Annotated in this window: 23 protein-coding genes and 3 pseudogenes; 16 read left to right on the top strand and 10 right to left on the bottom strand. The window is 56.2% G+C overall.

The features are described from left to right. Positions 1-151: 151 nt before the first annotated feature. The 6 genes from PR018_RS25610 to tnpA all read right to left on the bottom strand — a co-directional run bounded on the left by PR018_RS25610 (position 152) and on the right by tnpA (position 3,765). Positions 152-544, bottom strand: a complete 393-nt coding sequence (locus tag PR018_RS25610) for a helix-turn-helix domain-containing protein (RefSeq protein ID WP_143123534.1) — start codon at positions 542-544, stop codon at positions 152-154. A gap of 208 nt (positions 545-752) precedes the next feature. Continuing rightward, a complete protein-coding gene (locus tag PR018_RS25605; RefSeq protein WP_209187419.1) occupies positions 753-1,337 on the bottom strand; it encodes a plasmid pRiA4b ORF-3 family protein in 585 nt (194 codons plus the stop codon). Then, a complete protein-coding gene (gene tnpC / locus PR018_RS25600) occupies positions 1,337-2,995 on the bottom strand; it encodes an IS66 family transposase (protein WP_142832615.1) in 1,659 nt (552 codons plus the stop codon). Before tnpC ends, PR018_RS25605 begins: the two co-directional genes overlap by 1 nt. Positions 2,996-3,072: 77 nt before the next feature. After that, positions 3,073-3,315, bottom strand: coding sequence for an IS66 family insertion sequence element accessory protein TnpB (tnpB, locus tag PR018_RS25595; RefSeq protein WP_425064178.1), 243 nt, complete (start codon positions 3,313-3,315; stop codon positions 3,073-3,075). Beyond that, positions 3,242-3,421, bottom strand: a complete 180-nt coding sequence (tnpB, locus tag PR018_RS28620) for an IS66 family insertion sequence element accessory protein TnpB (protein ID WP_205470432.1) — start codon at positions 3,419-3,421, stop codon at positions 3,242-3,244. The genes tnpB (PR018_RS25595) and tnpB (PR018_RS28620) overlap by 74 nt, the downstream gene beginning before the upstream one ends. Further along, on the bottom strand, positions 3,418-3,765 hold the full coding sequence (gene tnpA / locus PR018_RS25590) for an IS66-like element accessory protein TnpA (RefSeq protein WP_142832437.1): 348 nt from the start codon (positions 3,763-3,765) through the stop codon (positions 3,418-3,420). The genes tnpB (PR018_RS28620) and tnpA overlap by 4 nt, the downstream gene beginning before the upstream one ends. 230 nt (positions 3,766-3,995) lie before the next feature. Between tnpA and PR018_RS25585 the strand changes: the two genes are divergently transcribed. The 6 genes and pseudogenes from PR018_RS25585 to PR018_RS25560 all read left to right on the top strand — a co-directional run bounded on the left by PR018_RS25585 (position 3,996) and on the right by PR018_RS25560 (position 9,507). Further along, entirely contained in the window at positions 3,996-4,874 is an 879-nt protein-coding gene (locus tag PR018_RS25585) for a hypothetical protein (protein ID WP_142832588.1), read from the top strand. 188 nt (positions 4,875-5,062) lie between these two features. Next, positions 5,063-5,149 (top strand): annotated as a pseudogene (locus PR018_RS28615) (IS66 family transposase); the annotation flags it as partial. Positions 5,150-5,287: 138 nt separating this feature from the next. Beyond that, positions 5,288-6,865 (top strand): tyrosine-type recombinase/integrase, encoded by a 1,578-nt coding sequence (locus PR018_RS25575; protein ID WP_142832589.1) that lies wholly within the window; start codon positions 5,288-5,290, stop codon positions 6,863-6,865. Between the two features lie 17 nt (positions 6,866-6,882). Then, complete coding sequence (locus PR018_RS25570) at positions 6,883-7,485, top strand: tyrosine-type recombinase/integrase (RefSeq protein WP_142832590.1); 603 nt, start codon at positions 6,883-6,885, stop codon at positions 7,483-7,485. Next, on the top strand, positions 7,478-7,678 hold the full coding sequence (locus PR018_RS25565) for a site-specific integrase (RefSeq protein WP_142832591.1): 201 nt from the start codon (positions 7,478-7,480) through the stop codon (positions 7,676-7,678). The genes PR018_RS25570 and PR018_RS25565 overlap by 8 nt, the downstream gene beginning before the upstream one ends. A gap of 524 nt (positions 7,679-8,202) precedes the next feature. After that, positions 8,203-9,507 carry an MFS transporter gene (locus PR018_RS25560; RefSeq protein ID WP_279621510.1) on the top strand — a complete coding sequence of 435 codons (1,305 nt, stop codon included), beginning with the start codon at positions 8,203-8,205 and terminating at the stop codon, positions 9,505-9,507. Positions 9,508-9,923: 416 nt separating this feature from the next. Here PR018_RS25560 and PR018_RS25555 read toward each other — a convergent pair whose 3' ends face one another. Beyond that, positions 9,924-10,763, bottom strand: a complete 840-nt coding sequence (locus tag PR018_RS25555; RefSeq protein WP_279621509.1) for an MFS transporter — start codon at positions 10,761-10,763, stop codon at positions 9,924-9,926. A gap of 160 nt (positions 10,764-10,923) precedes the next feature. Between PR018_RS25555 and PR018_RS25550 the strand changes: the two genes are divergently transcribed. The 4 genes from PR018_RS25550 (at position 10,924) to PR018_RS25535 (ending at position 14,038) form a co-directional block, all read left to right on the top strand. Beyond that, positions 10,924-11,436, top strand: coding sequence for a GNAT family N-acetyltransferase (locus PR018_RS25550; protein ID WP_244615603.1), 513 nt, complete (start codon positions 10,924-10,926; stop codon positions 11,434-11,436). Positions 11,437-11,537: 101 nt separating this feature from the next. After that, the gene (locus PR018_RS25545) at positions 11,538-11,975 is read left to right on the top strand and encodes a VirK family protein (protein WP_143123509.1); all 438 of its coding nucleotides are present in this window, start codon (positions 11,538-11,540) and stop codon (positions 11,973-11,975) included. Positions 11,976-12,213: 238 nt separating this feature from the next. Next, a complete protein-coding gene (locus PR018_RS25540) occupies positions 12,214-13,452 on the top strand; it encodes a cytochrome P450 (protein WP_142832565.1) in 1,239 nt (412 codons plus the stop codon). A 55-nt stretch (positions 13,453-13,507) separates the two neighbouring features. Further along, positions 13,508-14,038, top strand: a complete 531-nt coding sequence (locus tag PR018_RS25535) for a GNAT family N-acetyltransferase (RefSeq protein WP_142832567.1) — start codon at positions 13,508-13,510, stop codon at positions 14,036-14,038. A gap of 335 nt (positions 14,039-14,373) precedes the next feature. Here the strand turns inward: PR018_RS25535 and PR018_RS25530 are convergent. Then, positions 14,374-15,032: pseudogene (locus PR018_RS25530) on the bottom strand (IS5 family transposase); the annotation flags it as partial. A 105-nt stretch (positions 15,033-15,137) separates the two neighbouring features. On the opposite strand from PR018_RS25530, the gene PR018_RS25525 reads away from it, so the two are divergent. The 5 genes and pseudogenes from PR018_RS25525 (at position 15,138) to PR018_RS25500 (ending at position 18,188) form a co-directional block, all read left to right on the top strand. Further along, positions 15,138-15,440: a mobilization protein gene (locus tag PR018_RS25525; protein WP_142832564.1), complete on the top strand. Its 303-nt coding sequence runs from the start codon at positions 15,138-15,140 to the stop codon at positions 15,438-15,440. Between the two features lie 190 nt (positions 15,441-15,630). Further along, positions 15,631-15,972 carry a type II toxin-antitoxin system VapB family antitoxin gene (locus PR018_RS25520; protein WP_341799013.1) on the top strand — a complete coding sequence of 114 codons (342 nt, stop codon included), beginning with the start codon at positions 15,631-15,633 and terminating at the stop codon, positions 15,970-15,972. Beyond that, positions 15,926-16,354 (top strand): annotated as a pseudogene (locus PR018_RS25515) (type II toxin-antitoxin system VapC family toxin); the annotation flags it as partial. The gene PR018_RS25520 and the pseudogene PR018_RS25515, both read left to right, overlap by 47 nt. Positions 16,355-17,346: 992 nt before the next feature. After that, entirely contained in the window at positions 17,347-17,712 is a 366-nt protein-coding gene (locus PR018_RS25505) for a type II toxin-antitoxin system PrlF family antitoxin (RefSeq protein ID WP_244615597.1), read from the top strand. Then, positions 17,709-18,188: a type II toxin-antitoxin system YhaV family toxin gene (locus tag PR018_RS25500; RefSeq protein WP_142832562.1), complete on the top strand. Its 480-nt coding sequence runs from the start codon at positions 17,709-17,711 to the stop codon at positions 18,186-18,188. Before PR018_RS25505 ends, PR018_RS25500 begins: the two co-directional genes overlap by 4 nt. Before the next feature lie 875 nt (positions 18,189-19,063). Here PR018_RS25500 and PR018_RS25495 read toward each other — a convergent pair. Continuing rightward, the gene (locus PR018_RS25495) at positions 19,064-19,375 is read right to left on the bottom strand and encodes a cold-shock protein (RefSeq protein WP_279621508.1); all 312 of its coding nucleotides are present in this window, start codon (positions 19,373-19,375) and stop codon (positions 19,064-19,066) included. 66 nt (positions 19,376-19,441) lie between these two features. On the opposite strand from PR018_RS25495, the gene PR018_RS25490 reads away from it, so the two are divergent. Beyond that, on the top strand, positions 19,442-20,656 hold the full coding sequence (locus PR018_RS25490) for an IS701 family transposase (protein ID WP_142832624.1): 1,215 nt from the start codon (positions 19,442-19,444) through the stop codon (positions 20,654-20,656). Positions 20,657-20,831: 175 nt separating this feature from the next. Here PR018_RS25490 and PR018_RS25485 read toward each other — a convergent pair. Then, a protein-coding gene (locus PR018_RS25485; protein WP_279621506.1) for an IS5 family transposase occupies positions 20,832-21,586 on the bottom strand; the annotation gives its coding sequence in 2 pieces (ribosomal slippage) (positions 20,832-21,253 and positions 21,253-21,586; 756 coding nt in all). Positions 21,587-21,754 lie beyond the last annotated feature (168 nt).

Genomic DNA, 21,754 nt, shown 5'->3' with positions numbered 1-21,754 from the left:
CGACCCGAAGGGGGCGTGCGTTCGATATCGCTGGCCTCGGGGAGACCAGCCCGTCCGCTTTGTCAGCTTTGTGTTCGTCGACGTCTCGTCAATAAAAACCAGTCGTGCCAATGCTTTGTTGAAGAAAGGCTTTCGCCGCCCGGTCCACAGTTCACGCGCCCGCGCGATCTCCAGGCGCTGCTGCTCGCTTGCCATCAGGCTTTTTTTTATGGCTCAGCCCCAGCCTGTGAAGAAGCCGTCCGACACTGGAGCGATGGACGATGACGCCACGTCCGCAGAGTTCCACGCAAAGCTCGTCCAGTGTCAGTTCGCCATTCTGCATCATCCGCTCTTCAACCCACGCGTGATGCGCTGAAAGCTTGCCGCCGCCAACATGCCCCTGCCGGCGCGGGACAAGCGAATTTGTCTCGCGTTTGAGGATCACCAGATCGTTCACGAAACGTGGCGAGACCCGAAAATGCCGGGCCGCCTCGCGATGGCCATGGCCTTCCTCAACAAACCCTATCACACGCTCACGCAACGCAATCGGATGTGACTTACCCATGACGGCCTCCCTTCAAAGCGAAAGAGAATCACCGATAAGCTGATTTGAGAAGATTGAATCGTAAAAACGGCGACAGGCTTTAAAATGTAGATTGAGACCCGTCGCTGATCGGCTGATCGTCAAGCGTGTGTCGACAATAGTCGACCTCAACCGTTGACCAAGCTTTCCCTTCTCGATCTTCGGTAAGCATTCGCCGAGGACCGCAGGTTCAGCTTTTCTTTCGCGATCGGCGCTTCCACTTTGCAGCTAAAGCCTCGACGTTTTTGCGGAGATTGCCGGCGTCGACATCGCCAGGATCGTAGTGCGCATCGCCCCACCATTCCACAAGTTCGTGGTGACGCTCATGGTTGGTGTCCGCAATGGCCTCGCGGAACTCTTCATAACCCCACGGACCGCCGACATCCTCCGGTGGACATCGTCCGACAACGTCAAGCAGGAAGGGATCGTCGAAGCCGGCGGTCGCCGGTAAAACCTTTTCGATTTTCACGGTGTGCGTCCAGCCGTCGCCGAAGTCATAGAGATACTTGAATGATTTCGCGCCGATATCTTCTATGGCAGCAAGAAGCGTTTCTTTGCGTGCATCGATGGGACCATCAAAGCCGCCATCAGGCACGCCGAACCCGATGTCACGGATCCTGAACTCATACAGATGGCTGTTCGTCCAGCCGAAAGCCTCCTGAAGAACCTCATGAAGCCGGTCAAGCCGAATGCGGAATGGGACGACAACGCGCCGCATCACCAAGGGATCAACGTCATCGAGCATGATCTTTAAGCGAACGAGAGGACCTGCCATCAGGCCGCCTGCCTCAGTGGCGATGTTGTGGTTTCCCGCCAATTCCAGGGGAGAAGCTCATCAAGACGGCTGACTGGATGGTCGGCGATGCGGGCAAGGACATCGGCAAGCCAGGCCTGTGGGTCAATGCGATTCATTTTCGCGGTGACGATCAGGCTGTACATGGCCGCCGCCCGCTGGCCCCCTCGATCGGAACCGGCAAATAGCCAGGCTTTCCGACCGAGCGCCACACCGCGCAGAGATCGCTCCGCACAATTGTTCGACAGGCAAATGCGCCCGTCGTCGAGGAAACGAATGAAGGATTCCCAGCGGTTCAGCATGTAGTCAAACGCCTTTGCCAAGTCATTGTCGCGCGACAACCTGGCGCGGTGTTCGCGTATCCATATCTCCATGTCGTCGATCAGCGGTTTTGACAACTGCTGGCGGATTGCTTTTCTCTCATCGGCCGTACGGCCATTGATATGGCGCTCGATTTCGAACAGTGCGTCGATCCGCTGCACCATGTTCAAGGCGACCGGCGAGATGACGGCGGCATTTTTACCCTGCGCTTTTCGGCGCGCGTTGGCCTCCAAATCGGCTTGCGCAAAGAATGGTCGCCTCGCATGCGCCCAACACGCCGCCTCATGAATCGGGCCCGGACTTCGATCAGGAAGATAGAGCTGGCCATAGCCCGTATAGGCATCCGCCTGAAGGATGCCGCTATAATTGGCCAGATGCGCCTGTGGATGTTCGCCGGCCCGGTCCCGGGAATAATAGAACATCGCCGACGGAGGCGCCGTTCCGCCAAACGGAGCATCGTCCTTGACGTAGCTCCATATCCGACCGGTGACGGTCTTGCCGAGAGCGAGAACCGGCACGGTCGTATCATCACCGTGGATCCGTTCAGACGCGAACGTATGGCTTTCAATCCGCCTCACAAGCGGGGCAAGGACCTGGCAGCACGCGCCAATCGCGTCTGCTGCTGTCGACAGACTGACTGGCACACCTTCCAGGGCAAAACGTTCGACCTGGCGATTGAGGGGAATGTGCTGGCCGAACTTGTCGCAGAGCATCATCGCCAAAAGGCTCGGACCCGCCCATCCTCTCGGTATGACATGGAAGGGTGCAGGTGCCTGACTGATCTTCTCGCAGTCACGGCAGGTGAACTTTTCCCGCACCGTCTGAATGACCTTCCAGCTACGCGGTACGCTCTCCATCGTTTCGGTGATGTCTTCGCCGAGCTTGCGAAGCCGTTCACCGCCACAGCAGCTGCAGGCAACCGGACCAGGCACCACGACACGCTCACGCGGAAGATGTTCCGGGAAAGGCTTCTTGACGGGCCGCTTGCGCGTAAAGCCGGTGACCGCAATCGCAGCAGCTGCAGCAACGGCCATTTCGGCGGCAAGCTCATCTTCAGTCGCCGCCGCTTCGGCGTCCTCAAGCATCAGCTCCATCTGCGCGATCAGCCGCGCTGTCCGTTCCGACTTCTGACCGCGCAGTTCCCGTTGCAGCTTTTCGATATAGACTTTCTGGCGAAGAATGATGGCCTGATCGTCGGCCTCCTTGGCCTTGGCAACAGCCAATTCGGCCAAAGCAGTAGCCCGTTCCGACCGCGCAATCGCTAGCTCTGCTTCCAGGGCTGCAGCATGATCACGGTGATTTCCCGAGCCGGTTTCCATGCTCGAAGTGAATCACAAAACCACTGATTTGTATAGCTTTTCTTGGTGCTGCCGCACGCAATCCCGCCAAAAAAACGCTATCCCGCGCTCGTCGGGCGCCATGTCTGCTGCGGGTTTCGCCAGTCAATTCCCTCAAGCAGATAGGACATCTGGCCAGCCGTCAGCGCAATCGCTCCACCCTCCGTCGCCGGCCAAATGAAACGGCCGCGCTCAAGCCGCTTTGCGTATAGCGAAAGGCCAATTCCGTCATGCCAAAGAGCCTTGATCAGCCGGCCACTTTTCCCCCCGGAAGACAAAAACGTCCCCCTTGAACGGATCACGGCCCAGACCTTCCTGCACGATCAGAGCCAAGCCCTGCATCCCTTTGCGCATATCGCAATGGCCGCTCGCAATCCAAACACGCACGCTCGAACTGATCGGGATCATTTGAGCGCTCGCATTACTGCTGCGGCAAGATCACAAGGTGCCCCGGACGCAATCCTCACCTTGGTACCGTTCGCAAAGTCCACAGCGATCGTCGCCGCAACGACATCGCCACCGCCCGCGGCACCCACGACCGTCGCGGGCACGAAGGCAGGACCATCCGCCACCGCAACCGACAGCGCCTGGCGGCGCCACGTGTAGAGCAGCCCCGTCGAAACATCAAAACGACGTGCTACCTCCGACACATTCGCACCGGGAGCGAATGCTGCCTCCAGAATTTCCAGCCGATCAGCCGGTGACCAACGACGACGCCGTTCTTGACCCGTCAGCAAAATGGCCTGTGCCATAGGTCCTCATTGCGCTCTTAATTCCACTCTCAAGAGCGCAAAATCACGATATCGCCCAAAACTCGCAAGGCGGTCCACGCCGGAGCGATACGATCTTCGGCACTCAATCCCTCTTACAATTGTAAGGCAAAATTGGTTGAAATTCGTACTTCGGTCGATAACCATGCCTGTCTCTAAAATCAAAGTTCACGTGTGCTTCCGGTGACGCAGCTCGGAAAGGAAATATGACGATGAAGCGATTGAATGCGGAAAATCCCGGTAAGATCGATAGTAGCGAAAGTTCCGGACTCCATAAGAATATGAACACAGATTCAGTCGCAGATATATTCTCCAGGCTGGTTACTCCCGATCCAGTAAAAACAGCCGCCGAGCTCGGAAGGTTCGAAAAGGCTGGCCGTGAAGCGAGGCAAATGCTGAAAGATGGGCCTACCGGCGACTTTAAACATAAGCTTAATCGTCTCGGGACGTCTGCAAGCAGGCTGTTTGAAAACGTCGTGCCGCGCGATGACCAGGCTGTGACGCCGCCACGGCTCAAGAGTGTCATTCCGATCATCGATTTCCAGACGTCACAGCGTAGAACGAAACTCGTTGACCAAGTCCTCCATCTCCCCGAACAGCAAAAGCAAGCTGAGGCTCTGCAATTACTCAAAGAGAAGCTCGGCTTATTCGATGCGAATGATAAAAATCGTTTAATTGATCACGCGCTCCATCTGTTTGACAGAGCTGACCATTCTGACGATCAGGGAAGTGCCGCCGAATTTCTCGTGTGTGCGCAGAATTTCCTCTCAGATGTACATCGTAGTCGTATTGATGAGCTTCGAAGTGGTGATGGCAACCACGAAGACTTGTATTGGAACATAGAACACGATTTCAAAAATTCTCAATCACAAGAGACACGTTCATCGAACAATCCGGCAACTCGAAATGACACCGAGTTAGGTGAACTCGAAGCAGCCGTATTACGCATAACATCATCAAATATCGTATCCGACGGTAAGTTGGGCGAGGTGGAAAAAGTAAGCGAGAGACTAGCAGAAAGCTATCAACGTTTGCGCCAGGAACTCTATTCAACCGATCGCTCGAGAAACAATAGCTCCAGAGCTGGATAGAATCGAAGCGCCAATGGAGCTATTGGACCGCACCATGCGTGTCATCACCACGAAGCTTCGCGCGCTGCACCACTAGCAGCCAGTGTGGGTGGACCCTGACAACTATTTCTCGCGTGCGACGGTAGTCGGAGGTCTCGCCGCCCGTCAGGACGAAGCATGGAGGGCGTCCCTTACATCGCTCTAGGTGGCTTTTCCTGACTGATGGGCGCATCGAGATCAACAATAACAGCGTCGAGCGGACCATCCGGCCGATAGTCGTCAATCGCAATTATGCGAAGCTCGGGATTATGTGTAGGCTTTCTGGATCCTCGGTAAAAAACCATTGTTTTACAGCGATTGCGAAAGCAGCGTGACGATTCCAACTGCGCATAATTTCATTCTCCCTGCTCCAATCACTGGAAGGGGAGATTTCCATGAAGCCCATCATTTTGCAGCCTGGACCTCAAGCATGGCTATCGTCCAGCACTCTATCATCCTATCAGGACCGCTATGTCGCTCGTCTTCGGGAAGACCGGTACGCGCACAATGTGATCCGCGTCTATCTCGCGAGCGTCGCCCATTTCGCACGCTGGCTCGGCGAGCAGGGCATTGGTCTTTCATCGCTGAGCGCGGCGGTGCTGGATCGCTTTCTTAACGATCACCTGCCGATCTGCAGTTGTCCTGAGCCAGTTCGCCGGACGCGGTATGAACTGCGAACCGCCATTCGTCACCTGCTGAGACTGCTTGAGGCCGAGGGGGCCATTTGGCCGGATGACGAGCAGGATGGGCTAAGCAAGGAGCTGGCCACGTTCGATGCCTATATGCGTGACGTCGCAGGCTTAGCGGAGACCACACGGCGGCAACGTGGTTTAATTGTCGGCAGATTCCTCGCTCAAACTTTCGGCGCGGGCTCTGTCGACATCACGAAGATCGATACCGGAGCAATGAGGCGGTTCGTCCTGGGTGAAGGTCGCGATTGGGGCGCCGGGGCAGTGCGCGTCGCGGGTAGTTCGATAGGCGGCTATCTGAAGTACCGACAGATGTGCGGCGACAAGGTCAGCAAACTTCTGCCGGCCATCCCGCGCGCGGCGCACTGGCGTCTGGCGTCACTACCCGAGACATTGTCACCAGCCCAGATTGACGCGCTTCTGGCATCGTTCGATGCGAATCTACCATCTGGTCGACGGGCCTATGCCATGGTCAGATGCGTCACCGATCTTGGCCTTCGCTGTGCGGAAGTGGTCAAGCTGCGCATCGAGGACATTGATTGGCGGAACGGAACAGTCAGGATCGCTCGCTCCAAGACGCATTTCATGGACTGCCTGCCGTTGCCCAGGGCAACCGGCGAGGCAATCGCCGAATACCTCAGGCACGAGCGGCCCGAGACGGTGAGCCGGGCGATCTTCGTTCGCCATGTCGCGCCCTATGATCGTCCGGTCCAGACAGGAGTAGCCAAGCGTGCAGTCATCGCCGCGTTTCGCCGGTGCGGTTGGGATCGGTGCGACCCGCATGTTCTGCGCCACAGCGTGGCAAGCCGACTGCTACGCGAGGGCACACCGATGAAGCACATTGCCGATATCCTGCGCCATCGCAGCCTCACACATCAAAGATCTACACCAAGATCGATTTCGAGCGGCTGTCGGCTGTCGCTCTTCCCTGGCCAGGGAGGGCGTGATGGCGATGAAGACAACAATGACGGAACATGTCGCAGCCTACCTGGCGGAACGCTCTCTGCTAGGCTTCAACGTCAGCGGCCCCGACGCTCGGCTGCTGAGGTCCTTTGCCGGTTTCGCCGACGAGCAGAACTGCGGCACACTGACCAACGACCTTGTCATCCGCTGGGCAAAGGACCGGTCGCGGATCAGTCACCCCTTCACCTGGGCTGGACGGCTGGCAGTTGTGAAGCCGTTTGCAGCATACATGACGCGCCTGGATCCCGTGACAGAGTTTCCAACAGCGCCGATATTCCGCAAGTCGCGGCGGAGGTTGACGCCCCATATCTATACCGATGACGAGATCCTCGGCTTAGATGGCCGCGGCACGCGCCCTCCAACCGCAGGGCGGGCTGCCATCGGTCGTGTTCGAGGCGTTGATCGGATTGATCGCCGCGACCGGGCTGCGCATTTCGGAGGCGATCAACCTGCGCTGCCGCGATGTCGATATCGAAGCCTGCTGTGCAACGGTGCGTATGACCAAGTTCCGAAAGTCTCGGCATGTGCCGCTTCATCAGTCGGTCGCCAGCGCGCTTGATTCATATCTGCTGGTCCGAGAGCGTTTCGCCAGGAAGGAAGAGGAGCAAGCCTTCTTCACCATCGCAGGCGGGCAACGCCTCAACAAGCGAACCGTCCACGGCGTCTTTCAACGGCTGCGCCTCGCAGCCGGAATCATGCCGCGCGGTTCCTATCCCCACGTTCGCATTCATGATTTGAGGCACACCTTCATTTGTCGACGGCTGGAGCGCTGGCAAGCAGACGGATGCGACATCGACAACGCCATCGCGGCGCTCTCGACCTATGTCGGCCACGCCAAGGTATCGGACACCTATTGGTACATGACCGGCATCCCCGATCTGATGGCCACCGCCGGATCACGCTTCGAAGGCTTCGCACTCCGGGAGAACGACTATGTCTGATCGCAACGCGCCGTCCCTCTCTAACCTTGTTCAGCGCTTCTTTCTTGAACATCTTGGCCAACACCGCGCCGTCAGTCGTCAGACGGTTGCCGCCTATCGCGACACGCTGAGGCTGCTCCTGGGATTTGCCGCACAGCGACTGCACCGAACACCAAGCGCGGATGACATAACGTGTCATGAAACTTCCCTTTGACTAAAACGCTCTACCCGGTCCTATTTGGCGACTGAGTTAGATCGATGTTTGTACGCGATGCGAAGCGCAACGGCATTATGCGCCTTGCTACTGTTGCGGTGTGTCGTTTGTTATTGGGAAATGTTGCACCGATTTTACGGATGAACTGAGCCGGGACTTTCTTCAGAAAAGTGGAGAAGCTTTCTTGAGTTGAAGGGAAACCGGAATGCCAAAGCAGAAGAAATCTACCAAGGAATTTGGAAAGGAAGCGGTGCGCTTGGCGTAGACGAGCGGACGACATTGTGCCGGGCTCGCGTCTTCCCCGGCGCTTGCCACGCGAGATTTTTTCTGCGTTGGCAGAGTCGAAACGATAGCTCCTCGTTGAAAACGACTGAGGCATTGGCGGTATGCGACCAAAAGCTGCGGGCTAAATTATGAGACGCGTCATCGCATTGTCATGTAGAAAATTAGTTCCGAGCCTGGCGGGGCCTTAGATTGCGTTAAGGCCCGTGAAGTTGAACTTAGCATTCCGGATTGGTAGGAAAATGAAACAAGCGATATCGCCATTATCGCCGGCTCCCTCGTCGCGAAACAGTGCCTCCCTGAATTCGCCGTCACGCGTTCTGCTGGCAAGCCTGATCGGCACCACCATCGAATTCTTCGACTTTTACGTTTACGCGACGGCTGCCGTCCTCGTTTTCCCGACGCTGTTCTTTCCGACCAGCGATCCGACCACCGGCGTCCTGCAATCATTCGCGACTTTTTCAATCGCCTTCTTCGCCCGTCCTATCGGCGCCATCGTGTTCGGCCATTTTGGTGACCGCATCGGCCGCAAGGTGACGCTCGTTGCAGCCCTCATGACCATGGGCATCTCGACGGTACTGATCGGCTTCCTGCCCTCCTACGCCTCGATCGGCGTGGCCGCGCCTCTGCTGCTGGCGATCTGCCGCTTTGGCCAGGGCTTCGGTCTCGGGGGCGAGTGGGGCGGCGCGGTGCTGCTGGCGACGGAGAATGCGCCGGAGGGCAAGCGCTCCTGGTACGGCATGTTCCCGCAACTCGGTGCACCCGTCGGCCTGTTCCTGTCGTCGGCCGTCTTCTGGCTGCTGCTGCACTTCATCTCCCAGGAAGACTTCATCACCTGGGGCTGGCGCGTGCCGTTCATCGCCTCGATCATCCTGATCGGCATCGGCCTCTGGGTCCGTCTGTCGATCACCGAGACCCCGGAGTTCAGCGAAGCCGTCGCCCGCAAGGAGCGTGTTGCCGTTCCCGTGGTCGAAATCCTGAAGAACCACAAGCGCAGCCTTGTCCTCGGCACCTTCGTGGCGCTGGCAACCTTCGTGCTCTTCTACATCGGCACGGCCTACCTGCTGTCCTACAACGTCAAGGTCCTGAAGATCAGCTTCCTCGACGCGCTTCTCGTGCAGATCGTCGCCTCGGTGTTCTTCGGCATCTTCTGCCCGATCGCCGGCAAGCTGTCGGACCGCTTTGGCCGCCGCACCGTGCTCGTCGCCACGACGGTCGCGATCGGTGTCTTCTCGTTCTTCCTGCAGACCCTGCTCACCGGTGGCCTCACCGAGATCTATATCTTCGCCGCTGTCAGCATGGCATTGGCGGGGATGACCTATGGTCCGATCGGAACTGCGCTGGCAGCCCCGTTCCCGGTGGCAGTGCGCTATACCGGCGCCTCCATCACCTCCAACTTTGCCGGGATCTTCGGCGCCTCGCTGGCACCCTTTATCGCCACCTGGCTCGCCAGCAACTACGGCCTTGCCTATGTCGGCTACTACATGGCAATCGCCGCCTTCATCACGCTTGTCTGCATCATGCTGTCAGGCAACGAAGAGATCTGATCCAAACGATCGCATCAAAAAAGGCCGCGAAACACATGTTTCGCGGCCTTTTTTTCTAAATACACATCAGCCATTCACCGGGGTACAGACGCATATTGTGCCGTCATCGCTTCAACGCGAGGCCCAGGCGCCCCGTTGTTTAGCTACTCTGTCGTCGCACCATGAAACGGGCGAACCTCGCGGCCATCCATGAAGGTTCCGAGCCCCGTGCTTAAGCGAGAGCGGACCTTGGACAACGATAGCGTCGGTAACCCGTCGGAAGTCTATTGAACGCTTTCTCGCGGACAGTCGCATTGAGATCGACGTAAAGCACGCCCTCTTGGGCGCGGCGAGGCTTGGGCATTTTCGGCCGCCTTGCCGTCATCAGCGCGGATTTCATAATGTCCCTTTCATCTCCCAGTGCTGAGGCCATAAATTCAATGCTGAGGCATCGCCACGGCGGGTCCGCGCTGAATTGGTCTTAGGATAAACACTAGGGGGAAAATGACCAGAAGGGCGATGGCAAAAAAATAGAACATGTCGTTGAATGCCATGACGGCGGCCTCACGCTTAATAACCTGAAAGATGTTCACAATGGCGAGCTGAACAGACTGCGGATCGCTGCCGGACTGGTGGATGCGTTCCTGAGCAATAACTGAATTGGCGGTGACCCTCTCCATTAGACGTTGCGTATGAACCGAAGTCTGACGGTCGAGCATGAGTCCTATCACGGCCAGCCCGATAGACCCGCCTAGGTTACGGGCAGCCGTGTAGATTCCGGCTGCGTCCTGCGCCTGCTCGCGAGGTACGGAGCTCGTCATCGCCTGGTTCAGGAAGACAAGGGTGAACGTCTGCCCGAGCCCTCGCAGTAGCTGCGAGAAACCGAAGTCTCCGCCATTGGTAGCTGCGGTGAGGCTCGTGTCCAGGTAACAGCTGACCGAATAGCAGGCCAGCCCGAATGCGATTGCGATCCTGAGGTCAAGGGTTCTGATCAGAAGCGGGAAGAACGGAATGATCGCCAGCATTGGCAGGCCGCTGATAAGAACGACCATTCCCGATTGAAGCGCGTTGTATCCACTAATACGGGCAAGGAATTGAGGGATGAGATAGGTTATTCCATAGAGCGATGCCCCCGTGACGACCGCCATGAGGACGACACTTCCAAACGATCTTTGAAACAGGATGCTCAGGCGGATTACAGGCCTATCGGCAGTAAGCTGGCCCAAGACAAGCATACAAAAACCTCCCAGCGCGACGCCAGTCAGGAGGACAATCAACGACGACTCGTTAACAGAGCGGAATCCCCGCCGCTCTGTCTGATACTTCCGGTGCTGGTGTGGACAGGATGACCTAAACTCTGGCGCATGCAGCGCTTAAAACGGACGTTTGCTGGGTCAGTCTGTCGTGTTGGCAACAAACCGGGAAAAGGAGCATATCTTGAACACACAAGAAATTTCATACAGACGGATTGTGCCCGGGGAAGGCTCTATCTTCAAACAGATATGGCTGCAGGCCTTAAGGTCCACACCATCGTCCTACGCCAGCATTCTTGATGACTGGGAGTCTCTTTCCGAGGATGAATGGAATAGGCGGCTAACTGATCCAGTCTTCGGCGCTTTCCATAGTGGTATCCCTGTGGGATTGATGGGGCTTATTCGCAGGCATCCAGCAAAACTGAAGCACCGGGCTATTATCGTAATGGCTTACGTCCACGCCGACTTTCGGCGAACTGGGACGGCTTCGGCTTTGCTGAACCATGTCATTTCATTCGCAAAAGACGAGAGTATTTCGAAACTGGAGCTATGCGTCAGCGGCGAAAATGTATCTGCCATTGCATTCTATCGTAGTCAGCTTTTTTCTGATCTCTGCGTGATGCCTGGCGGAATTATCGAGAATGGCAAGCCGGTTGAAGAAGTTCAGATGATACGCTCCATCGGTGGTTTAGGGTAACGGCTTCCCTCGCAACGCAATTGCACTGCGTCAAGTTACGCGATGCCAATCCATTTGACGGCGCTTTTGAGCGATGCGCCGAGAGTTCCAAGGAGTACTGCATGAAGCGCGTCTTCACTATTCTCCTCGCGGCATTGCTACCCGCCGCAGGGAGTGCAACCGAGAACCGCCAGGGCCCCCTCGCCCTGCCAGCTGTAATTCATATGCTTGGCAAGGGGCAGCCGGTCGCCGTCACCGTTGATCTCAGTCTTTGCAGCGCGGTACCAAACGATGCAAAGCCGAGCAAAACACGCGGTGGACTACGGATTAACGCATTCAGATTGACGGACGATGGGACGCTTGCCTTTGCTGACGAGCATATGACCATCGATCTCGATGGAAAGCCGATCGTTCAGTTTTTACGATACAAAGTCCACCCAGATAACAGCGCTCAATTTTCTATGACTGTGTTCAGCCTGCCCGCGTACGAACAAAAGGGTAAGACACTCGAATTCAACTGTGCGATGGACCGTGGATTAAGTTTCTTCCCAGCGCGCTAATGTGGCTGCACGTAGATGTTGATGGCGTGACAGGCAGACCTAACGACGCGGGGAAATTCGCGCCGATTCCGTTGCGCACATTATTCAACGGGGATCTGCCACCACTGTTACCAGCACACAATGCAGGCCGGCTGTCGCCGCTAAAGACCGCTACCGCCCTGCCTGACGCGTCGGTTGTGTTTCGGCAGCTGGCCGGAAATTTAGGCGGCCGATGAGCCGAATTAAAGGATATTGATGAATGACCCTAGACAACTCCGCAGAGCGGTCTACGAACTTTCGAGTTCCGGTGCTACCCATTTCAACCCTGAGCGCCGACCCTCATCGCGTCTACCGGCACTACCGAAAGGAGATTCCGTTCATCTTGTCGGAAGCGGGGGTATATCTCATCTTGCGTGCCAACGACGTTCTCAGCCTGTGCAGCGATGCCAAGACACGTCAGGTAGAAACAGAATTGGTCACCCTGCGCGGCGTTGAGAATGGGCCGATCTGGGAATTCGTGCGAAACGGGATGCTGACGTCGAATGGCGATGTCCATTTGCGCAGACGATCTCGCCTGACCAGGACATTCGCCTTCAAGATGATTGATGCGTTGCGACCTCTCATTAGAGAGACCGTTGCGCAGATCGCCGATACCGCAGCGCCCGATGGTGGCATGGACTTGCTTGAGGACTTTGCCGCTCTTATTCCGGCCAGGATCATTGCGTCGATCTTGGGCCTCCCCCAGGACGATGTGAATAGATTTACAGAGATCGTATACCGCTTCAGTCCGCTCCTGGGCGGATCTTGGCGTGCGCAAGATGTACCGCAGCTTCAACGAGCAGCCGGCGAGCTGAGATCATATGTTGCTGACGTAGTGGCAAAGCGCAGCTATGAGAAAAACAATGACTCTGTGAGCAAACTTCTCTCCGATGTGGAAAGCGACGGATCCTTGTCCGCCGAGGAAGTGATTACCCAAATCATGACTTTGATTGTCGGTGGCAGCGACACGACGCGATCTGCCATCGTCATTCAGCTGGCAGTGCTTCTCCAGCATCCTGAGCAATGGAATGCAGTTTTAGACAATCACGACCTGGTTCCAAAGGCCGTCCTGGAATGCCTTCGTTATGAGCCCGCGATAGGCTCGGTTCCGCGCTTTACCACAACCGATATCGAGTTGGACGGGATGCTCCTCCCTGCCAATAAAGCTTGCTCCCTTGTGACCATGTCCGCCCTCCGAGACGAGCATCTCTACAACGACCCTGATCGGCTGGATATTACAAGAGAGCAATTGAAATGGCATCCGGTATTTGGCGCTGGAGCGCACCGTTGTCTGGGCGAAGCACTGGCGAAAGCTGAGCTGGAAGAGGCATTGACCGTGTTAGCGGAGCGTTTTCCGACCATCAGAGCCGCAGGTCCCTTTCCAAAAGTCACCGGCTTTTCGGGCATCCGAACGGTTCAAAACTTTCCGGTCACTTGGGACGCAGATCAGGCTCGATAGCATCTACCAAATGATCAGCAAAATGACACCTGCCACCTTTGAAAAGGAAACAACAATGCGGCCCACTGACTGCGCAGCGCCATCCCCAGAGTTCAACGTGCAGGATGTTTTAATTCGTGGTACTCGCACGCAAGATGCCGAAGGAATTACGGAAATTCTTAACCTGCCCGGGTTTCGTTATGGGACTTTACGCCAACCGTTCCATAGCGCGGATAGAACTCGAAAATATATCGAAGCTATGTCGCCTACAGATATATTTATTTGTGCTGAATGGCATGGCAAGGTCATCGGCAATGCCGGGCTACACCGCAAAACCGGCCGTCAGCTTCATAGTGCGACTTTGGCTATTGGCGTTCATGACGATTTTGTCGGTAAAGGTGTCGGAGCGAAGCTCCTCAGCACGTTGATTGAGACGGCCGACAGGTGGCATGACATCCGGCGTATCGAACTTGATGTGTTCGTAGATAACGGCCCTGCCATCCGGCTTTACGAGAAATCTGGTTTTGTTCGTGAGGGAATACTACGACAGAACGCGTATCGTGACGGCGAATATGTAGATGCATATCTAATGGCCCGACTGCGCTGAGGTCCATTCAACTGAGCCCTTTGGGTGACCCTTGAAGCCCTTGCCGTCGTCCGAATTGGATCGACGAAGCTCAAATTAAGCGCACGATCCACCGAAGGTATTCGAAGGTCCTCGTATGAGTCGATCTCAGCCAAGCGTTCGACCGGTAACGTTTTGACGCCTACAATCGCGTCGGCGCCGGCCACAGACTGCCTGGCGGATTGTATATAATTGCGAGCTTGATCAAGACCTCACCGGCGCGGTGGGTTCGGCCTGCTGACCGTAGCAGACTGCTTATAAGTACTGAAGGATACGGTCGCGCCTTAAACAATTCTAATCGGGCACCCTCTTCTCCGGCGGCCTAGGGTCCGTTCCACGAGATTGCGTTGACGGTAGACCCAGCAGTTGAAGCTGAATGTCTGCTTTCGATTGGCCTTTGCAGGGATATTCGCCCAACACTTGCGTTGCTTGGCAAAGTTACGAATTGCATCCGTATCATATGCCTTGTCGGCGAGGATCGACGCGCCGGGCCGCAGGTCGCTCAACAGCTTTTCAGCCATCGGTGCATCGCCGGCTTGGCCGGCGGTGAGTTCGAGCCGAACCGGTCTGCCATCTGCATCGACAAGAGCGTGGATCTTTGTCGTCAGGCCGCCGCGCGAACGTCCCATGCAAGGATCGGCAGATCCCCCTTTTTAGCGTTGGCACCATGCTGGTGAACGCGAACACAAGAACTGTCGATCATCACGATGTCTCCATCGTAACGCTTTGAAACGGCATCCAGAAGACGATCCCAGACGCCCGCCTTGCGCCATCGGGAGAACCGATTGTAAAGCGTCGTGCGCGGGCCATAACGCTCCGGCACATCTCGCCAAGACGAACCAGTCCTGAAACGCCAGAGGATGCCGTTGATCACCCGGCGGTCATCGACACGTTCAATTCCACGGCTATTGTTTGGCAAAAGAGGTGCAATGATAGCCCATTCTTCGTCGCTCAATTCGTGACGGCGCATAGCAATCTCCTTTCAAGGAGATTGAATCATACACCGTCAATAAGATGAACCCCGTTTATGGGGACACTGCCTAGTCCCGCTTCGCCTTAGACCTGTTCGAAAGGAGAGATGATGGCCAGGAAGACCATCGATGAACGCCTCGCCCAGATCGAGGCCCAGCGCAGAACCCTCAAAGCCCGCCTCGGCCAACAAGAGCGCAAGGAAGATACAAGACGCAAGGTGCTGCTTGGCGCCCTCGTTCTCCACCGTCTGGAAAACAGCGGCGATGCCGAGTTTTCGAAACGTCTCGCCGAATGGTTACGCCGCGAACTGCCGGGCTTCCTCACCCGCGATGCCGACAGGCAGCTGTTTGCCGACCTGCTGCAGCCCTCCCCTTCGTCCTCGAAAGGTGCCTCGGCGGAAGGAGCGGAATAATGATCCAGGCAAGGCTCGTAGGCCGCGTTTAACAACATGCTGCGGACCGCAGCCCGTGCTTCGCTGGTGAAAGATAAATATCTCTCGACGATTCTTCGATCGCCCCATGATCAAAACGTTGACGTTCCCTGGGTGATGTCGGCCGAAAAGCCTCGTTGGTGTGAACCGACTGCCGCAAACGCACCAAGTGATGTTGCAAGGATATGAAAAAGACGATATTATATATGCTTCAAAGGATATGCTGATCATGCCTCTCTACATCAAGGATCCGGAAGTCGACGAGCTCGCGGATGAGTTCGTAGGCCTTACCAAAACCTCCAAGGTCGACGCCGTGAAGGCGGCACTGAAACGCGAGATCGCCAGCCGCAGAAGCAGCCTGCCGATCCGCGACCGCCTCGCAAAATATCTGCGATGGCCCGCGCAGCGGGACCTTATGCACCCGGCGACCACAAGCGTGAGACCGATGAAATGTGGGGCGAGGACTGATGCTGTTCCTCGACGCATCCGTGATTGTCGCGATCCTCGCGTATGAAGAAGACCGCGAGGAGCTTTTAGACCGTCTTGGGCAGGACGAAGGTCCATTCTATGTGTCGTCAGTTGCTCGCATGGAAGCTTCGCTAGCGCTCGCCCGCCGCATGGCTGAGCGCGTCGGCCGAAACAAGCCTGCAACGCCCGAAATGCTGCGGGAGTCTCGCCGAATAGTAGATCAGTTTCTCATCGACCTGGAGGCGAGAGACGTCATGATTTCTGGCGATGTGGGCACAAACGCCCTCGACGCCGCGCAGCGGTACGGCAAGATCGTCAGCCACCCTGCAAAGCTCAATATGGGCGATTGTTTCGCCTACGCTTGTGCTCGCGCCTACGGGACCAAGGTCGCCTACAAAGGCAACGACTTTTCCCTGATCGATATAGGCTTGGTAGCGCCTAGGCGCTTCAATGCCGGGGCAGCTTCAGAGGTAACCCCTCACCCTTTCCCACTCGGAGCGGCTTAGACCCATGGCAGTCCAATCCATGAGCACCACCATGGACTGGCCGATGTGAACGCTATAGGATCGAAATCCTCCCGTGTACGGTTCGAATCTGAAATGAGTTTTCCAGTCATTTGAAAACAAAAGATTGCTCGCCCACGGTTGGAGAGCGCCCAATCGGCTAGACTGCATCCATCAGGGAACCACGGGCAGGTCGAAACCACAGATTATGCGGCACTTGGCTTTTCACGCCTAGTTTGTCAGGTGCAGACGCGCACGCTCTCAACATGGTACCCGTCATCGTATCGATTCTGAACCGTCTGACGCTGATACCAGCACTCTGGCGGGCGCGGCGGTGGTGCATAGTACCGAGGACCGCTGTTTTCGATAGCCGTGCCGATAAGCCCGCCGACCAAGCCTGCAGCAAGTCCTCCGGCGATGACGCCGCCATAATCATGGTGATAGTGGGCCTCTCAGGCGGAGGCCCTTCCCAGCCGCGATTGTCATGCCAGGGCCGGCCGTAATACTCTTGCGCATCAGCGACGCCAGCAGTCAGTGCCAGAGGAGTGGCGATGGTGGCAAGAACGAGCGCCGAAAGGATAGTTTTCCTGAACATTGTTATGCTCCAGAAACCGGGTCGGACAACGCGAGATGCGAAGATCACTCCGGATTGACGGGCATCATGGCGCTCGGCCCTGAATGCTGGCTGAATGGACCCTTCAGACTATCCGCAGGTTGGGGATCTCTCAGCAGCGAACGGATCCCAGATCAGGGCCCTTCCCGCAGGCCCCGCAAACTTCAACACGCCGCATGTGAACCTACATGAAACCATGAACAGACAACTACAGCAGTTGCCGCGCGTGTCGATATATAGCCTACGATCGCTTGATTTTTTATACGAAACGTATTATTCCACGTACCAGCATAAGGAGGCCGGCATGGCGTACGCGGAATTCAAAGGATCAATTACGACGACGGGACGTTCGGAAGCGTTGCGCCTCGACAAGGCGCTTTTCAAGGCGCATCCGGAGTTCAAGCAGCGGGCAAAGATTCGCGCCCATGTCATTGGCCCGGGCAGTATGCTAGTGACGCTGGATACGTCCGAGCCTGGGGACGGGGCAAATGATAACCCAGAACGCGATCCCGTTGTCTCGGCCTATCTTGCGTTTCTGGAACGCGACATGGTCGAACATCCCGACCGTCTGCGTCCTTTCACCGACCTGGATGTCGCTCGCATTCGGACGCTCACGGCAAATGTCACCGTTGCTGACACCGATGTAATCCCGGATGATGTCACGCTGTGACGCCGGCGAAGACCCAATTTGCCGAACGGCATGGCTGGAAACTCTATCGTTCCAGCGCCTTTGCCGAAGCGTTCGACATGCTTGAACGGGATGTGACACGACTGGCATCCGAGAAACCTGATGACTATACATCCCATCCCAAGGCGAAACTTCTTGCCCGGATACAAGCCCTCATCTTCGATGAGATTCCGCGCGATCCCAACGCTTATATCTTTGGCTTGGGAAACACACTCGGCTCAGCGCACCGACACTGGCGGCGCGCAAAGTTTCTCTCGCGTTTCAGGCTATTCTATCGTTTCGACAGCGCCAGCCGAGTTATAATCTATGCTTGGATGAACGACGAAAATACATTGCGCAAGGCGGGATCTAGAACTGATCCTTACACCGTCTTTGCCAAACGGCTAGATGATGGCGATCCGCCCGATGATTGGAACGACCTTTTGCGGAACGCCCAATCAACTACTCCCAAAAGCTAGGCCGACGTTCATACACTCATACTCATATGGGTTGCTCGAAATTTTTACGCTGTTTGAACTACTGCTCCACCTTGGGTGATCAAGGCGGCAGCCGGGCATTGAAAGTGGCCGGCCCTCCGGTCAATGCCGACATGCACTCGTGATCAGCCGCGCCTCCGCATTCGAGTAGGCTCAAACTTAGGGCTGCCTTCTCAATTTTGGCGCTCACAGCGGACTATTCGGGGCCGCCCATACCGTCGAGCCTGACGTGCCACGGTATGACTCGACGGCAAAGTGTTGGTACACGGAGCAGGAGGACGCCATGATTCTATTCGTAATCATCAGATCCGTTCGCCCTGGCTAGGACTTGGGGTCAGTGACAAATCGGAGCAACATTTCATTGATCTATACCGTAGCGCCTTTAGACAGCGCGTCCTGTTCGGCCAAAACTATGATTGCCTCCGTCGCTTCTATTGGGCTCCACTCCGCATCAACGGCGTCGGCAATCAATTTCAGCACCAATGGCGAGAGCGCCCCCTGGCAATCCAGGAACCGCTGTGGGTCGGTTAGCGGCCTTATGGGTTTTGCGATAGCCATACCATGCTCCAGAGAGGAGCTTAGCACAACTCATGATAAGCTACAAATATAGATCTAAACCTGAAGAGGTTACAGGCCTTCGACCAACACAATCAAGAGTTCAGTGGACGTACAGCACTCCTCTCTGAAATCACGGCAGAACCTCTCAAAGGAAAAAGCCCTAGAGGCATCTGGCTTGAGACCGAGCGCGAGTTACGCCTCGATGCGGATCGGTTTTGGCGCATTGCTGAGGAAAATGGTTCGGAACCTGCGCCTAGGCAGGCCCCCTGCCTCGGCCGAAAGATCATCAATCCAGTAACTCACACGGGTCGCAGGCCCCATTCGCGCTCAAATTCGTCGTCAGTGCCCAGCGACTTTTGTACGTCTTCGCCCTTTGCTTTGCTGGGCAATATTTCAACAGCGACCGATGAGACGATGCTGAGATTGTCGGCAAATTTCCGTCCCCTGCTCTCAGTTACGGCGTAGTTCAGGGTCATGCCTGTTTCGAGCCGTGGTAATTTTGCTGCCTCGACGCTCTTAAGAGGAAGATAGATGTCGGCCCCACCTTCATCGGGAATGATGAAACCAAAGCCCTTTGCGACGTTGAACCATTTTACCTTTCCAGTCGGCAAATCCATACTCCTGTAAATTAGCATTACAGTTGCGTATTTTTACAAGTTCTGAATCTATAGGCCTCCATGATTCGGAGGTCATGGATGATGGGTGCATCGATCGAGACAACGTTGGAACTTTGGGCATCGTCGCTGCGTGAAGTTAAGGCGCGTATGCGCGGATTGTTTACGCAGGAGCGCGTTGCAGCATCTGCGAACCTTTTCCTGGACGGCTTGTTAGGTGATGAGCGCCGTAAGACAGGTTGGATGCGCGCTGAGGCGGCTGGCGATCCTGGTCCGTGGCGACAGCAAGCCATCTTGGGTCGTGGACGCTGGGACGCAGACGGACTTCGCGACATTGTGCGCGAGTATGTTGTGGAGCACCTTGCCACAGATGATGCGGTCCTGGTCATTGATGAGACCGGCTTCCTCAAGCAGGGCAAGACATCTTGCGGTGTTTCACGTCAATATACAGGGTCAGCGGGCAAGGTAACGAACTGCCAAATCGGTGTGTTCACCGCCTATGTTTCCGATCGTGGTCATGCCTTTATCGATCGAGCCTTGTACTTGCCAAAGAGTTGGACCAGCGATCCGGCAAGGCTTGCCGCCGCTCATGTTCCTGAAGCTGTAGCCTTCGCTACCAAGCCTGCCCTCGCTGTCGATATGATTCGGCGGGCGCTGACAGCCAAAGTGCCGTTTTCATGGGTGGCAGCAGATGCGGTGTATGGCGTCGGAGACGTCGAAGGAGCGCTGCGCCGAGCCTGCAAAGGTTACGTTCTTGGGGTTAAATCCGACCATCATTTTGGCGCTTGGTCTGGTAAGCCTTTCGTCGCAGGAACCGCTCTTGAGATTGCCCGTGATCTCGATCCGGCTGCATGGCATCGCCTTTCCGCTGGCGATGGCACAAAAGGCGCGCGGCTTCATGACTGGGCCTACTGCGAACTGGCCGATATCGATGCCGACGAATACAGTGATACGCAAACCGGGCTTTGGACGCGTGGCTTGTTGATCCGGCGCAATATCAGCGATGGCGACCTCGCATTCTTCACGACTTGGTGCCCGGCCGGAACAGGCATTCAGACGCTCGTATCCGTCGAAGGTCACCGTTGGGCAATCGAAGATAGCTTCGAGACAGCCAAGAACGAACTCGGCCTCGATCATAACGAGACCCGCTCGTGGCATGGCTGGCATCGCCATGTCTCGCTCGTCATGCTCGCCTTCGCAATGATGGCTGTGATCCGATATCGCGCCAATAATGCGGCACCCCAAAAAAGACCGAGGATGCCGACCATTACGATCTGATCCGCTGGTCCATCCAAGAGGTCCGACGCATTGCGAATAAGCTTGCCCAGCGGCGTATAAAGCCCGCCCACATCATCGCATGGTCATGTTGGAGACGAGCGCATCAAGCTGCCGCACGACGCGCTCATTTGAAACTAAAACTGCAACTGTAATGTTAGGCTCAGGACTCGTTAAATCAGAGCCAGAAGATAACGGCGGCCGCGATGCATATGCTTGAGAAGAAGGTGTGAGCGCAACGGTCGTATCGGGTGTGAATTCGCCTCCAGTCCTTGAGCCTGCCGAACATGTTTTCGATCTTGTGCCGCTTTTTGTAGAGCGCTGGATCGTGCGGGATCGGCACCTTGCGGTTTGCCCGTGATGGAATGCAGGCCGTTATCTTGCGTTGCGCCAAGGCGTCTCGAAACCAGTCGGCGTCATATCCCTTGTCGGCAAGAAGCGTCTTTGCCTTGGGAAAAGCATGCAGCATCCGCGCGGCACCTTTGTAGTCGCTCATCTGCCCTTCGCTCAAAAGCAGGATCAGTGGCCGACCGTGACCATCGCAAACAGCATGCAGCTTGGAGTTCAACCCGCCTTTGGTGCGTCCGATACGTCGGGGAACATCCCCTTTTTTAGCAGGCTGGCTGCGGTGCGATGGGCTTTCAAATGGGTCGCGTCGATCATCAATTGCTCAGGCTTGCCCCGCTTTGCTGTCAGTTCGGCCAGTATGCGATTGAACACCCCGAGCCTGCTCCACCGGATGAAGCGGTTGTAGATCGTCTTGTGCGGCCCATACTCTTTGGGAGCGTCACGCCATCGCAACCCATTGCGCAGAACGAAGATGATGCCGCTCAAGACACGCCTGTCATCCACGCGCGGAACGCCATGCGATAGCGGAAAATAAGGCTCGATACGGCGCATTTGCGCGTCTGACAAAAACATCAAATCACTCATGGCGGTCCCTCCGTTCGATCCCAGTGAACCAGAACCGAGGAAACCCCGCAAGCTATTTAATAGGTCCTGAGCCTAGCATTACAGTTGCAGTTTTAGTTTCAAATGAGCGCGTCGTGCGGCAGCTTGATGCGCTCGTCTCCAACATGACCATGCGATGATGTGGGCGGG

The sequence above is a fragment of the Rhizobium rhododendri genome (assembly GCF_007000325.2).
Taxonomy (GTDB): domain Bacteria; phylum Pseudomonadota; class Alphaproteobacteria; order Rhizobiales; family Rhizobiaceae; genus Rhizobium; species Rhizobium rhododendri.
Note: the sequence above shows the minus strand (reverse complement) of the source record. Positions and strands in the feature narration are given on the sequence as shown.